This window comes from Aureitalea marina (assembly GCF_002943755.1).
In the GTDB taxonomy this organism is placed as follows: Bacteria; Bacteroidota; Bacteroidia; order Flavobacteriales; family Flavobacteriaceae; genus Aureitalea; species Aureitalea marina.
The window spans coordinates 1,683,413-1,697,668 of the sequence record NZ_MQUB01000001.1 but is presented as its reverse complement, the minus strand read 5'-3'; the positions used below and the strand labels follow the sequence as shown (position 1 = coordinate 1,697,668).

Annotated in this window: 11 protein-coding genes; all 11 read left to right on the top strand. The window is 46.0% G+C overall.

Annotated features, from left to right (window positions below; genetic code table 11):
• The 11 genes from BST85_RS07810 to BST85_RS07760 all read left to right on the top strand — a co-directional run bounded on the left by BST85_RS07810 (window position 1) and on the right by BST85_RS07760 (window position 14,238).
• Window positions 1-2,235 carry a DUF7507 domain-containing protein gene (locus tag BST85_RS07810; protein ID WP_104812740.1) on the top strand — a complete coding sequence of 745 codons (2,235 nt, stop codon included), beginning with the start codon at window positions 1-3 and terminating at the stop codon, window positions 2,233-2,235.
• Window positions 2,236-2,297: 62 nt separating this feature from the next.
• Complete coding sequence (locus BST85_RS07805) at window positions 2,298-3,242, top strand: PorP/SprF family type IX secretion system membrane protein (RefSeq protein WP_104812735.1); 945 nt, start codon at window positions 2,298-2,300, stop codon at window positions 3,240-3,242.
• Between the two features lie 36 nt (window positions 3,243-3,278).
• Window positions 3,279-3,680 (top strand): tetratricopeptide repeat protein, encoded by a 402-nt coding sequence (locus tag BST85_RS07800; protein ID WP_104812739.1) that lies wholly within the window; start codon window positions 3,279-3,281, stop codon window positions 3,678-3,680.
• A gap of 8 nt (window positions 3,681-3,688) precedes the next feature.
• Window positions 3,689-5,647: an OmpA family protein gene (locus BST85_RS07795; protein WP_181039988.1), complete on the top strand. Its 1,959-nt coding sequence runs from the start codon at window positions 3,689-3,691 to the stop codon at window positions 5,645-5,647.
• A gap of 243 nt (window positions 5,648-5,890) precedes the next feature.
• Window positions 5,891-6,382 carry a hypothetical protein gene (locus BST85_RS07790; RefSeq protein ID WP_146090682.1) on the top strand — a complete coding sequence of 164 codons (492 nt, stop codon included), beginning with the start codon at window positions 5,891-5,893 and terminating at the stop codon, window positions 6,380-6,382.
• A gap of 51 nt (window positions 6,383-6,433) precedes the next feature.
• Window positions 6,434-10,816 carry a DUF7507 domain-containing protein gene (locus tag BST85_RS07785; RefSeq protein ID WP_104812736.1) on the top strand — a complete coding sequence of 1,461 codons (4,383 nt, stop codon included), beginning with the start codon at window positions 6,434-6,436 and terminating at the stop codon, window positions 10,814-10,816.
• A 62-nt stretch (window positions 10,817-10,878) separates the two neighbouring features.
• The gene (locus tag BST85_RS07780) at window positions 10,879-11,823 is read left to right on the top strand and encodes a PorP/SprF family type IX secretion system membrane protein (protein WP_104812735.1); all 945 of its coding nucleotides are present in this window, start codon (window positions 10,879-10,881) and stop codon (window positions 11,821-11,823) included.
• Window positions 11,824-11,889: 66 nt separating this feature from the next.
• On the top strand, window positions 11,890-12,408 hold the full coding sequence (gene idi, locus BST85_RS07775) for an isopentenyl-diphosphate Delta-isomerase (protein WP_104812734.1): 519 nt from the start codon (window positions 11,890-11,892) through the stop codon (window positions 12,406-12,408).
• Window positions 12,405-12,815 carry a 6-pyruvoyl trahydropterin synthase family protein gene (locus BST85_RS07770; protein ID WP_104812733.1) on the top strand — a complete coding sequence of 137 codons (411 nt, stop codon included), beginning with the start codon at window positions 12,405-12,407 and terminating at the stop codon, window positions 12,813-12,815. The genes idi and BST85_RS07770 overlap by 4 nt, the downstream gene beginning before the upstream one ends.
• Before the next feature lie 6 nt (window positions 12,816-12,821).
• Window positions 12,822-13,277 carry a peroxiredoxin gene (locus BST85_RS07765; protein ID WP_104812732.1) on the top strand — a complete coding sequence of 152 codons (456 nt, stop codon included), beginning with the start codon at window positions 12,822-12,824 and terminating at the stop codon, window positions 13,275-13,277.
• Entirely contained in the window at window positions 13,264-14,238 is a 975-nt protein-coding gene (locus BST85_RS07760) for a type I phosphomannose isomerase catalytic subunit (RefSeq protein ID WP_104812731.1), read from the top strand. The genes BST85_RS07765 and BST85_RS07760 overlap by 14 nt, the downstream gene beginning before the upstream one ends.
• Window positions 14,239-14,256 lie beyond the last annotated feature (18 nt).

The window sequence follows — 14,256 nt, the reverse complement described above, 5'->3', positions numbered from 1 at the left end:
GTGAAAGAGGCTGATTATGATATCGGAGGAGATTGTAGCTCTGTAGGAGACGAGATCACCTACACCTTTACGGTATACAATACCGGAAATGTGAGTCTTTCAAATGTGGAGGTAGAAGATCTTCTATTAGGCGGAATTCTTGCCGGACCGGACAGTGGTGACAATGATAATGACGGACTACTGGATGTGAACGAGGAATGGATCTATACCGGATCATACCTAATCACTCAAGCGGACATAGATGCCGGAGTTGTTCTGAACCAGGCTACTGCCAGTGCGATTGCACCAGATCAGTCACCGGTTAGTGATCTGTCTGGATCGGCTATCGATACGGACGATGTAACAGAAACCGAACTATGTCAACAAGCTGATATTGCCGTAGTCAAGATCGGTGAATTGGAGAACCCGGATGAATGTTCGTCTATAGGCGATACGATCAACTATCAATTCCTGGTGTCCAACAAGGGTAATGTATCCTTGAGCGATATTGAATTGATCGACGACCTCCTTGGAGGTGTGGTCGCAGGACCTATATCTGGTGACACCGATAATGATGGGCAATTGGATGTAACGGAGCAGTGGATTTACGAAGCTAGTTACACCATTACCCAGGATGATATAGACGCCGGAGAGGTAGTGAACCAAGCAACTGTTACTGGTCTGACTCAAGATCAGACAGAGGTCAGCGATCAGTCCGGTACAACAGTAGACACGGATGATGCCACTGAGACCGATCTATGTCAGGAACCTGCTATTGCAATTGTGAAGACAGCTAGTTATGACGATGGTGGTGACTGTAGTGAAGCAGGTAAGCCGATCATCTACACCTTTGCTGTGAGTAATGAAGGCAATGTTACCTTGAGTAATGTGGTGGTGAACGATCCATTATTGGGTGGTGAACTTGCCGGACCAGATAGTGGAGACACAGATGGCGACGGACTGTTGGATCTGGATGAGATCTGGATCTATTCAGCAACCTACACCATTACCCAGGATGATATCGAAGTTGGAACAGTGACCAACCAGGCTACTGCAACGGCTATCGCACCTGATCAGACTGAGGTTAGTGATCTGTCCGGATCTGCCGTGGATAACGACGATCCAACTGAGACCGAACTGTGTCAGAATCCAGGTATAGCCTTGATCAAAGAATTCGACTTTATCGATCTGGATGATAATGATTGTCCTACTCCAGGAGATCTGCTATTGTACAGCTTCCAAGTTGCCAATACAGGTAATCAGGCGCTTACAAACGTTACCATTACCGATCCACTTGTGGATGTGGTGGGCGGACCGATCGACCTGGATATAGGTGAGATCGATACGATGACCTTTACGGCCGAGTACGAGATCACGCTGCAGGACCTTATCGATGGAGAAGTTGTGAACCAGGCAACGGCTACAGGAACAACTACTGACGGCCAAGATGTTAGTGATCTGTCGGATAACGACAGCTTCCTGGAAGACGATCCGACCATTTTCAGCACAGGTTGTGTGATTACACTATCTGTAGGAACTCTGGAGGTTGAGAAGACGGGAACTTTCAATGACGAGAACGGTGACGGAAATACGCAGGTTGGAGAGACCATTACGTTCAACTTTGCGGTGACCAACACTGGTTCACTTCCGTTGTACAACATCCAGCTGGATGACCCACTTCCAGGTGTTGTCATTACTGGAGGTCCAATTGAAGAGTTACTTCCGGGTGAAACCGACGATGATACCTTTGAAGGGTCTTATGTGATCACACAAGAAGATATCATCAATGGTGAAGTTGTCAACCAGGCGACAGCCACTGCCGAGAATATTCTTGGACAGCAGATAACTGATCTTTCAGATGATCCTAACGACTCTACCGACATTGACGAGGAGGGCGATGGTGATCCAGATGATCCAACGGTGACTGTACTGCCAATCGTTCTGAGTAATAACTTCGAGATCTTCAATGCCATATCACCAGACGGAGACGGATTGAATGACTTCATGGTGATCCAGGGAATCGAGGATTATCCACAGAACAATTTCAAGGTGTTCAACCGCTGGGGTGTTCAGGTCTTCGAGGTGGATGGATACGACAACAACAGCCGACGTTTTGAAGGTATATCTGAGGGTCGTACGACGATACAGCAAGGCAAGCGCTTGCCAAGTGGTACGTACTATTATGTGTTGACCTTCCCGGGCGATAACCCAGGACAGTCAGCCTACCAAGGATACTTATATATCAATAGAAACTAATAGATAAAGGATTTCTCTGGTCAGGGGTTTTTCCCCTGGCCGGGAATTAAAAATATCGCACGATGAGAAATAGTTTTATTGCCTTTGTGATTTTGGTGATACTGGTTCAGTTCGATGGTTTTAGCCAGCAGGACCCACAGTATACCCAATACATGTACAACACTCAGGTGGTCAACCCGGCCTATGCGGGCAATCGGGAGGTATTGAGTTTTGGTTTACTGGGCCGTACCCAGTGGGTCAATATCGATGGGGCACCAAAGACAGGGACCTTTACGGTCAATGGTCCGATAGGGGCCTTGGACAACATGGGTCTTGGGTTGTCGATTGTTCATGACGAGTTGGGACCTGCAGTGGAGTCCAACATCAATGTGGATTATTCCTATTCGTTGTTTTTGGCCAACGCCAGTAAGCTGTCCTTTGGACTGAAGGCCGGTATCGACGTATTGGATGTAGACTTTACCAAGTTGAACATCTTCGATATCTCCGACCCGAGGTTTCAGAACAATATCGACAACAAGGTTCAGCCTCAGGTAGGAGCAGGGATCTACTACAACACCGAGCGCTTCTATGCGGGGCTTTCGGTACCGAACTTTCTAACCACCAAGCACTTTGATGAGAGTAGTTTGAGTGCTGGTAGTAGTTCGGAGTCGATAGCAGCGGAGCGTTTGCACTATTTTCTGATCATGGGTTATGTGTTCGATCTGAGTGAGAATGTACTGTTCAAGCCGGCTACCCTGGTCAAGATGGTCAGTGGTTCACCCTTGCAGTGGGACCTGTCTGCCAACTTCCTGTTGTACGACAAGTTGACCTTGGGTGCGTCCTATCGCTGGAGTGCAGCGGTCAGTGCGATGGTTGGCTTCCAGGTGAGTGATGGCTTTTTCCTTGGAGTGGGGTATGATTACACCACTCAAGAGTTGGAGGACTACAGTGATGGATCCTATGAGGTCTTCCTCAGATTTGACATCCTAAACAAATCAGAACGGGTACTATCGCCAAGATTCTTCTAAAACACGACTAGTTTGAGCTTTAACAACAATCATATTATGATTCTCGGTCTGATGATCTTCCTGGTCAGTTTAGGAAATCTTCAGGCCCAGGAGGAAGTATCAGAAGAAAAAGCTTCCAAAGACCCTTATGCCTATATCGATTCAAGTAAGGTTTATCTGGACGTGGTGGAAAGAGGATATCGTTCTCCGCAAGTCCTGCAGAAACTGGCAGATTCCTATTATTTTAAATCTGAGTATGCGGAAGCATTGCGTTGGTATCAGGAATTGTTCAGCAGTTATCCGAATGAGGCTTATCCAGAGACCTTATCTGAAGACTATTATTTACGTGCCGCTAGATCGGCCAAGGCTATATCAAATAAAGAACTCGCCGTAGAATTGATCGGTCAATACTCGGCAATGGGAGGGGACCCTAAATTGGTCCAGGCCTTCCTAAAATAAGCATGATTATGAAGACATCCGTTAGCATTACACGTCTTTTCCTTGTTGCCATAGTGGGGTTGATGACCACTGTTTCTATTGGTCAGACAAGACCTAAGATCAAGAAGGCCGATAAGATCTACGATCGTTTTTCTTTTATCGACGCCCGAGAGATCTATATGCAGGTGATCGAGAAAGGATACAGTTCTCCTCAATTATACCAAAACCTCGCAGATACCTATTACTTCAATGGGCAGTATGAGGATGCGGCTAAATATTATGATCAATTATTGGAGATCTTCCCCAATGAAGATTATCCGGATCCACTAGCTGCCGATTACTATTTCCGAGCTGCCCAATCTGCCAAAAGTATGGGAGATTTCGAAAGGGCAGACGAACTCATGATGCTCTATTCAGAAAATGGTGGGGATAGCCTGATCGTAAAGAATTATATGGACAGTAAGAATTATCTGGAGGACATAAGGGCCAATGCCAAGGATTTTAATGTTAACGCGGTTGGGATCAATACGGACGGTTCGGACTTTGTATCTAGTTTCTATGGAGACCAACTCCTTTTCGCCTCAACATCCAATGGTACCGGTGCTAAGGTGTACGAGTGGACCAACGATGGTTTCCTCGATCTTTATATAGCCGACATTGATGAAAATGGGGAGCTTTCCAATGCACGGGCCTTACCTGGTGAGGTCAACAGTCCTTATCACGAGTCTTCAACCGCTCTTTCTGCCGATGGAAAGACGCTGTACTTTACCAGAAACAATGTGGTGGAAGGGAAAAAGAAATACGGAAGTGATAAGACGCTTACATTGAAACTTTTTCGCGCACGGATGCAAGAAAGTGGCAGTTGGGGTGAGGTAGAACGCCTGGAACTGGAAGGGGACGAAAAATCAGTTTCTTTTGCTCATCCAACACTAAGTCTGGATGGTAAACGTCTGTACTTTGCCTCCGACCGAGAAGGAACCTATGGAGCTTCGGACATCTGGTATGTCTCCATCAATGATGATGGTAGTTTTGGTTCGCCAGTCAATTTGGGACCTAAGATCAATACTGGAGCCCGTGAATCCTTCCCCTTCATTTCCAACGAGAACATACTTTATTTCTCAGGCGATGGTCACCCAGGTCTTGGTGGAATGGATGTTTTCTTTACCGAACTCGATGCCGGTGGCATGCCAACTAGTATAGAGAATATGGGAGAGCCAGTAAATTCTGGTTTGGACGACTTTGGTTTTATCATTGATCCGGAGAAACGGATGGCCTATGTCTCCTCTAACCGATCGGGGAGTGCCGGGAGTTTGTCCGATGATATTTATTTCCTGAAGTTCTGTGAAGTCACCATTGCCGGTTCCGTCGCAAACCAGGAAACTGGAGCGTATATTGAGGGAGCCACAGTAACTCTGCTCGATGCCAATAACCAGGTAATTGCTACCACAGTTACTGATATAAGTGGCCGATACACTTTTGGTGATATATTGGGATGTGACGAAACATATTTGGTACGTGCCAATTTTGAGGGTTGTGATCCTCAGGAAAGATTGGTCCAAACTCCGAAAGAGAGCCAGATTATGGAAGTGCCTGTACTATTGCCATGTGATCCATGTCCTGCCGATGATCTTGGATGTCGCCTAAGTTTACAACCCATTTATTTTGATTTTGATAAAGATTATATCCGCCCAGATGCGGAAATAGAGTTAGCAAAGATTCTATCTGCGTTGAATGAGTACCCCCAACTGATCATTCATATTGAATCTCACACTGATTCCCGAGGAGACGATCTCTACAATGAGGACTTGTCCGAGCGTAGAGCTCAATCGACTATGAAGTGGCTTATTGACCAGGGTGTCGACCCAGGTCGATTAAGCGCTAAGGGATATGGTGAATATCAGCTAACTAATCGGTGCGGTAACGGTTCGGATTGTACGGAGGAGGAACACCAACTCAACCGGCGTTCCATGTTTATCATCCAGAATTAATCCGGATCGTTTCCCGCCTTTAACAAAGGGTGCTCATCAATTTGAGCACCCTTTTTTATGAAATTAAATGTAAGATTTACCTTCCACAAGCGAATTTTTTAACCAAAAAAGGGTTGTTCGTCGAGAATATACGGTCTTTGCCTAATATACACAGGGTTTTTATGACGAAAGAAATTTCCTACTTACCTTTCGACTAGAGTTGAAATTACAGTTGGGTATTCTACTCGCATAAATTGCGAAGAAATGCATTTGAGATCAGTTGGGGAACGCTCAATGCTATGGGCACTATTGTGTCTTGTTTTTAGCCAGTTAAGTTGGGGTCAGAGCTGCGAGAGCACTTTGACTGTGGTTAAGAACAGGCATACGCGCACCGTTACATCGGAGGATCCCACCCGCTTTTATTTACAGTTGACCAATCATTCAGACCAGGTTCAGGAGTATCTGTTATCTGTTGATGTCGGTCCTGATTCATGTTCCCTCGGAGATCTGGAATCCGAGCGCAGAACAGATCCTGATCTGTTTACTACTACATGGAAGACTTCTCAGAATTCAGCTAACCGAGTCTTGGTTCAACCAGGACAATCGGAATCTATATCCATGTTAGTGAGTCTCAGACAGACTTTGAGTCGTGCTTCCTGGCAGTGTATTACTGTAAAGGCTCAAAGCAAACAGTGCTCATCCAATAGCCACATTAATCTCCGTCTTTGGATGGAACCGGATCAATCTGACAATTAAGCATACACAGTGATCTCCAATCCGACTACATATCAAAGTTTGTTTAGGTCCATGTTTGTGGGACTGGTTCTCTGCCTGTCTACAGTTGATAGCAATAGTCAGAACCTGCTGCTGGAACGCAACATGAACAGCGTGGAGGGATGTAATGAATATGTGGTGGATCTTCAAGTTACCGGAGTACCTGATGATATTCCGCAGGAAGTAGTCCTGCTTATCGATCGATCCGGTAGTATGGCATTGGACATTCCCGGTGATGACTTGGAACCTATGGATTATGCGAAAGATGCCGCCATCTACTTCATCGAAAATCTTTTTTCCGAGGAGAATAACCCTACGGGGATGAACCGGGTAGCTGTGATCTCCTATTCTATCTACGCTTGGGCCAATTATGGATTTGCAGGCTCCGATGAGAAGGAGGAGCTAATTGAGGCAGTCAATTCGCTCTTTGCAAGCGGGGGTACCAATATTTCTATGGCTTTGAATGCAGGTAGCGAACTAATGAAAGGTACTTTGGATGATGGGGATATATACAATGATATCTCAGAGGTGCCAGGAGATCTCGATGGAGCCAGCCTGGACTGTATAACATCCAGGAGCTTTGTTTTGCTGTCAGATGGGGTCACCAATCGACGATTTTTAAACAACGTTCCATGTACCAGCAATCCTACTCCGCCTTTTCCTCAGAACTCTACGGACTGCATGACGGATGCTATCGAGAAGGGTCAGGAAGCTTTGGTCATTGAGACCGCAGATGGTGAGTTTGAACAGTCCATTTATTCTGTTGGCTTGTTAGGTGCTTTGTCTGGAAATGCAGAGGAGGCGGCCATTTTTACCCTGGATCAGATTCAGAACAAAGGGTTATATCTTACTGAAAGTGCCGCCGAACTCATGGAAATCTATGACGATATATTAGGGCAACTTCCAATTGCTGCATACGATGCGACATTAATAGAAACGATACCCGCGGGCTTCGAACTGGTGGACACGGATTTTGGTTCCGAAGAAATAAACTATGATGAACAGCTCCGCGAAATCAGCTGGAATATTGGGGATATTGGATCTCAAAACTTTCAGCTTTCTTATAATCTCACGCTAGCTTCGACTGACCTTTGTGGTTCTCAAGCCTTTGAGCAGGGTAAGGTCGAATTCACGGATGTCTTTTGTCAGGAGACGGAACTGCAATTTCCGAATAACGATATCTGTATTCCTTGTTTGAACATGAGTGACCTCAGTATCACCCAGCCGGATTGCAGTTCCACCATAAATTATTCAGCCGATCTGGACATGAGTGGTTGCGAACCTTTCCTGTTGGACTATCAGTGGCAATTCTACCTGAACGAAGACCTGATTGAAACGATACCAGGACAGGAGATCGATCAACTATCGGGTAGTTATTCCTATCCAGGTGACCTGGCATTCTCGGGTCAATTTAAGGTCGTACTGATCTACGAAGGTACTTACGACGATTGTTTTGTTGCAGGTGGCAGTGAGGAAGTGACGATCATCCTCAAGGAATCTCCTGAAATGCCTTTGAGCATGGGCGACCAGGTTGCCTGTGATACAGGTCAGGCAGAAATCACACTTTATCCGTCTGCAGAAGTGGCGGACGGTATGTCATTAAGGTGGTATTTACAGGCCGTTGGAGGAGAGAACATTACCGACCCTTCTTGGTCTGATCCGGGAATGACAACCTTCTATGCTGAAACCTATGATCCTGTTAGCGGATGTGTGAGTGATGAGCGAACAGCTATTAACCTCACCATCTATTCTTGTGGAATTTCATTGGATAAACAAGCCCTTGATGTAGATCCGGATAACTGTAATGCCATTCAGGCCGGACAAATGATAAACTATCGGTTCAATCTGCAGAATATCGGAAACGTTCCCCTGGATCAGGTTCGCCTGACCGATTTTCTGATAGCTGCAGATCAGCCGTTGGAAGGCCCTTTATCCGGCGATACGAACTCTGATGAACGATTGGACCCGGACGAGACCTGGGTGTTCGAAGCCGCTTACTTGGTTCAGGCCGAGGATGTGACCGCTGGAGAGGTTATAAATCAAGCCTTGGTTGAGGCCCATTTTGTGGGTACAGAGGAGATATTTGATCTAAACTCTTCGGACCAGGAGATAGTTGCTCTTTGCAATCGGGCAGAAATGCGTCTAGAGAAATGTACGGTAGATCAGCCCACTTCGTGTTTCGATCTGGTAGCTGGAGATCAAATCGATTACGAATTCAGTTTAACCAATACTGGTGATCTTCCCATTTTTGACATCGACTTAATGGATCCATTGATTCCTGAACTTTCGGCTCTTCCTTTTGCTGGAGATGAGTCCGATCCCGGTATACTGAATCCAGGAGAGCGATGGTATTTTAGAGGTTCTTACGTACTGAGTCAGGAGGATTTAGATCGCGGATATGCAGAAAATACAGCTTTCTCTTCGGGAACAAGTGCTCAAGGACGATTAGAATCCGTGAGCAATACGGTTCAGTCCATGTTGTGTTCTACCGGCGAGATCGCCTTGGTTAAAAAGGATCTCTTGGACCAAAGTGCTCCCTGTCCTTTACCTGGCCAAAAAATAGGGTATGAATTTACTGTAGTTAATACCGGACAGGTAACATTGAGTGAGGTTGCGCTATCAGATCCTATGTTGGGAGGTGAAATTTCAGGTCCTATATCCGGTGATGTGAATCAGGATGGTCAACTGAATGTAGACGAACAATGGACCTATGAAGCAAGATACTCCCTCAGCCAGGAAGACATCGATTATGGAGCTGTAGTCAACCAGGCTTCAGTCATCGCAAAAACTCCAAATTTTACAGAGGTTAACGATGAGTCGGGAACCTCCCTGCAAACAGACGATCCTACCATAACGGACATCTGCCAACAAGCTGCCGTTGTGTTGGTCATGACGTCAGAATACAACCAAACGGAAGCTTGTAGTCAAGTTGGCGAGCCCATTGCGTTTTCCCTTCAGCTGAGCAACACCGGAAATCAGTCAATGAGTAATGTGGTGGTCAATGACCCACTCTTGGGTGGAGAACTGGCCGGACCGGATAGTGGAGATACCGATAGTGACGGATTGTTGAATATCGATGAAACCTGGATATACACAGCCACCTATACGATAACTCAAGATGATATCGAAGTTGGAACAGTGACCAATCAGGCTACTGTAACAGCCACGGCGCCGGATCAGACCGTGGTCGGTGATATCTCCGGGTCCACCGTGGATACCGACGAGGTCACAGTGACCGATCTCTGCCAAGACCCATCTATTGCGCTGATCAAAACCGTAAGTCTGTTGGATCTTAACGAGAATGGATGCGCCGATCCGGGTGAGACCTTGCAGTACAATTTCCGGCTGGCCAATACCGGAAATGTCACCCTGTTCGAAGTATCTATTAATGATCCTCTGGCTGCAGTAAATGGAGAAGCAATAAGTCTGCTGGTCGGTGAAGAGAATAGCAGCAATTTTACGGCCGATTATGTCATTACAGCGGAAGATATGGCTGCGGGTCTTGTTATTAACCAGGCAGAAGTAACTGCGGTTGATATTTCGGGAAATATGATCTTGGATTTTTCGGATGATGACGATTTTGCCCAGGACGATCCTACCGTTTTCGAAGGTTTCTGTGCGGAGGACGAGCAAGAGGATGAGCAAGAGGAAGAGCAAGAAGAAGAGGAGGATAAGACCGCCTCTTTCGAAGTTGAGATGGAGGGACGCTGGATGGACAATAACAACAATGGAAACAGTGAGGTGGATGAGGAAGTCCGTTTTCAAGTAACGGTCAGTAACACCGGGGATTCAAGTTTGTTCGATATTCAGTTAGGGTTCCGAGGCCCTGGCTTATCCTATAGCGGTGGTCCTATCGAAGAACTTCCACCTGGGACGGTAGATGAGGATACTTTTGTGATCACCTATCTGATCACGGAATCTGATCTCGAGGCCTTAATGGTTGAAGCCCAGATCGAGGTGATCGCCACAGACGAATACGGAAATGAGATTCGGGTACTTTCGGATGACCCTAACGACCCAACCAATAGAGATTTGGACGGAGATGGCAATCCGGACGACCCTACCGTGGTGATCTTACCGCGGGTCCTAAATGATAACAGTTCTCAGCCAACCTTCGAGATCTTCAATGCCATATCACCAGACGGAGACGGATTGAATGACTTCATGGTGATCCAGGGAATCGAGGATTATCCACAGAACAATTTCAAGGTGTTCAACCGCTGGGGTGTTCAGGTCTTCGAGGTGGATGGATACGACAACAACAGCCGACGTTTTGAAGGTATATCTGAGGGTCGTACGACGATACAGCAAGGCAAGCGCTTGCCAAGTGGTACGTACTATTATGTGTTGACCTTCCCGGGCGATAACCCAGGACAGTCAGCCTACCAAGGATACTTATATATCAATAGAAACTAATAGATAAAGGATTTCTCTGGTCAGGGGTTTTTCCCCTGGCCGGGAATTAAAAATATCGCACGATGAGAAATAGTTTTATTGCCTTTGTGATTTTGGTGATACTGGTTCAGTTCGATGGTTTTAGCCAGCAGGACCCACAGTATACCCAATACATGTACAACACTCAGGTGGTCAACCCGGCCTATGCGGGCAATCGGGAGGTATTGAGTTTTGGTTTACTGGGCCGTACCCAGTGGGTCAATATCGATGGGGCACCAAAGACAGGGACCTTTACGGTCAATGGTCCGATAGGGGCCTTGGACAACATGGGTCTTGGGTTGTCGATTGTTCATGACGAGTTGGGACCTGCAGTGGAGTCCAACATCAATGTGGATTATTCCTATTCGTTGTTTTTGGCCAACGCCAGTAAGCTGTCCTTTGGACTGAAGGCCGGTATCGACGTATTGGATGTAGACTTTACCAAGTTGAACATCTTCGATATCTCCGACCCGAGGTTTCAGAACAATATCGACAACAAGGTTCAGCCTCAGGTAGGAGCAGGGATCTACTACAACACCGAGCGCTTCTATGCGGGGCTTTCGGTACCGAACTTTCTAACCACCAAGCACTTTGATGAGAGTAGTTTGAGTGCTGGTAGTAGTTCGGAGTCGATAGCAGCGGAGCGTTTGCACTATTTTCTGATCATGGGTTATGTGTTCGATCTGAGTGAGAATGTACTGTTCAAGCCGGCTACCCTGGTCAAGATGGTCAGTGGTTCACCCTTGCAGTGGGACCTGTCTGCCAACTTCCTGTTGTACGACAAGTTGACCTTGGGTGCGTCCTATCGCTGGAGTGCAGCGGTCAGTGCGATGGTTGGCTTCCAGGTGAGTGATGGCTTTTTCCTTGGAGTGGGGTATGATTACACCACTCAAGAGTTGGAGGACTACAGTGATGGATCCTATGAGGTCTTCCTCAGATTTGACATCCTAAACAAATCAGAACGGGTACTATCGCCAAGATTCTTCTAAATCGCATCTTGGACTTGTATTTTTCTTAACATCTCATTTTGTAATTTTGATCAAAATTGCAATTGAATGAAAGAAGAACAGGTCATCCTGGTCAACGAAAAAGACGAAGCCATTGGTTTGATGCCTAAACAGGAAGCCCATATCAAAGGGGTGCTTCACCGGGCATTTTCTGTCTTTATCTTTAATGAGGCGGGCGAATTGATGCTCCAGCAACGCGCTGCCCATAAATACCATTCCCCTTTATTGTGGACCAATACCTGCTGCAGTCATCAACGGGATGGGGAGACAACCCTGGAAGCTGGTAAAAGAAGGCTACAGGAAGAGATGGGATTTTCTACCCCACTCAAGGAGGCTACCTCCTTTATTTATAAGGCACCATTTGATAATGGATTGACCGAGCACGAATTTGACCATGTGGTTATTGGACAGTATGAAGGTGAGCCGGAGATCAATCCGGAGGAAGTGGAGTCCTGGAAATGGATGGCGATGAGCGAGATCCGCAAGGATATGGATCGCCACCCAGATCAATATACGGCCTGGTTCAAGATCATTTTTGACAAATACGCACAATTCCTGGAACAATGAGCCTAACTGTCTATAGAAAAGCGCATTTCAATGCAGCTCATCGCTTGTACCGACCAGATTGGTCGGACGAGAAGAATTACGAAGTATTTGGAAAATGCAGTAATCCTAACTTTCACGGTCATAATTATAATCTCGAGGTTGGATTGACTGGAGAGGTGGACCCTGAAACTGGTTACCTGATCGACCTGAAGATATTAAAGGATTATATAAAAGAAGAAGTCGAAGAGCGTTTCGACCACAAAAATCTGAGTTTAGAAGTGGACGATTTTGCCAACTTGAATCCAACTGTCGAGAATATTGCGATCGTTATTTATAACCGCTTGAGAAATCGACTGGATCCTAAGTATAAGATCACGGTGAAACTCTATGAGACTGACCGTAATTATGTCATTTACACGGGTAACTAGCACAAGATGAAGGTTGGAGATTTACTGCCTCGATTTGAAGCCCAGGATCAACATGATCAACTGCTAAGGTCAGAAGACCTTTTAGACGGAAACTTCTTGGTGATCTATTTTTATCCAAAGAACTTTACTCCAGGATGTACTCGTGAGGCCTGTGGCTTTCGGGACCAGTTTGACGATCTGGCCGAAGCTGGTGCCAGGGTGGTTGGAGTTAGTAAGGATTCTGTTAGTTCTCATGGGCGGTTTGCCAAACGTTACCACTTACCGTTCATTCTATTATCTGATGCCAAAGGCAAGATCGCCAAGAAATTTGGTGTAAAAAATACCATGATGGGCCTACTTCCCGGGCGGGAAACCTTTATTTTTGACCCGGATGGGAAGTTAATCTTCCGTCTCAGGTCCATGGCCGCGGACCCACACATCAGAAAGGCGGTCAAATTGATCAAATCACATGCCCGGGTCTAAACTCTATCCGCTTAAATTTCATCCTATCGTTCAGTCCAAGGTATGGGGTGGAAATAAACTTCATGAAATATTAGGGAAGCCTGCCACGGAGAATGCCGGTGAAAGCTGGGAGTTATCCGGTGTTCCAGGTCATGTATCTGTTGTAAGTGATGGTCCTCTATCGGGCAGTGATCTAAATGAATTGATCAAAAAGTATGGTCCAGAACTACTGGGACATTCCGTTTGGAAAACCTATGGCGAAGAGTTTCCATTGTTGTTTAAATTCATCGATGCCAAACAAGATCTGTCTATCCAGCTGCATCCCAACGATGAAATAGCGCGCAGTCGTCATGGAAGCCTGGGGAAGACTGAGATGTGGTATATCATGCAGGCGGATGAAGGGTCCAGACTGATCATAGATTTCGATAAACCGATCAGCAAGAAAGATTATCTGCAACATCTTGAGTTAGGTACCTTATCTGAGGTCATGGGAGAGGTCACGGTAAGAGCAGGAGATTCTTACTTTATATCGCCAGGAACCGTACATGCCATTGGCGGTGGTATCCTGTTAGCAGAGATTCAGCAATCATCTGATATTACCTATAGGTTATATGATTGGGACCGCCCCGGAACCGATGGTAAGATGCGGGAGTTGCATACCGAAGAAGCCTTAGATGTGATCCAGTTCAAGTCTGGTGCGAAGGCTCTGGAATTTGGTAAAGAAAAAGACTGCTGGCACAATTTAAAGCGCACTAAATACTTTGACGTACGCTTAATGGAACTTGAAAATGATCAGCACAGAGATCTGACCAATGTTGATTCTTTTGTGGTCTATATGTGTTCTGAGGGACAAATAGAAATTGATTGCGAGGGGCAGAAGTTTAGGCTGAATATGGGAGAAACAATACTCATACCTGCTTCCATTAATCAGCTGGTTTTAAAAAGTGATGGAGGACGGATATTGGAAATTCATGTCCCCTAAATATTGTACATTACAACT

Excerpts from the sequence above, each read along its gene's own strand:
- BST85_RS07800 (WP_104812739.1), top strand. The coding sequence starts at position 3,279 with ATGATTCTCGGTCTGATGATCTTCCTGGTCAGTTTAGGAAATCTTCAG.
- BST85_RS07765 (WP_104812732.1), top strand. The coding sequence starts at position 12,822 with ATGAAGGTTGGAGATTTACTGCCTCGATTTGAAGCCCAGGATCAACAT.
- BST85_RS07770 (WP_104812733.1), top strand. The coding sequence starts at position 12,405 with ATGAGCCTAACTGTCTATAGAAAAGCGCATTTCAATGCAGCTCATCGC.
- BST85_RS07780 (WP_104812735.1), top strand. The coding sequence starts at position 10,879 with ATGAGAAATAGTTTTATTGCCTTTGTGATTTTGGTGATACTGGTTCAG.
- BST85_RS07795 (WP_181039988.1), top strand. The coding sequence starts at position 3,689 with ATGAAGACATCCGTTAGCATTACACGTCTTTTCCTTGTTGCCATAGTG.
- BST85_RS07805 (WP_104812735.1), top strand. The coding sequence starts at position 2,298 with ATGAGAAATAGTTTTATTGCCTTTGTGATTTTGGTGATACTGGTTCAG.
- BST85_RS07790 (WP_146090682.1), top strand. The coding sequence starts at position 5,891 with ATGCATTTGAGATCAGTTGGGGAACGCTCAATGCTATGGGCACTATTG.
- BST85_RS07760 (WP_104812731.1), top strand. The coding sequence starts at position 13,264 with ATGCCCGGGTCTAAACTCTATCCGCTTAAATTTCATCCTATCGTTCAG.
- idi (WP_104812734.1), top strand. The coding sequence starts at position 11,890 with ATGAAAGAAGAACAGGTCATCCTGGTCAACGAAAAAGACGAAGCCATT.
- BST85_RS07785 (WP_104812736.1), top strand. The coding sequence starts at position 6,434 with ATGTTTGTGGGACTGGTTCTCTGCCTGTCTACAGTTGATAGCAATAGT.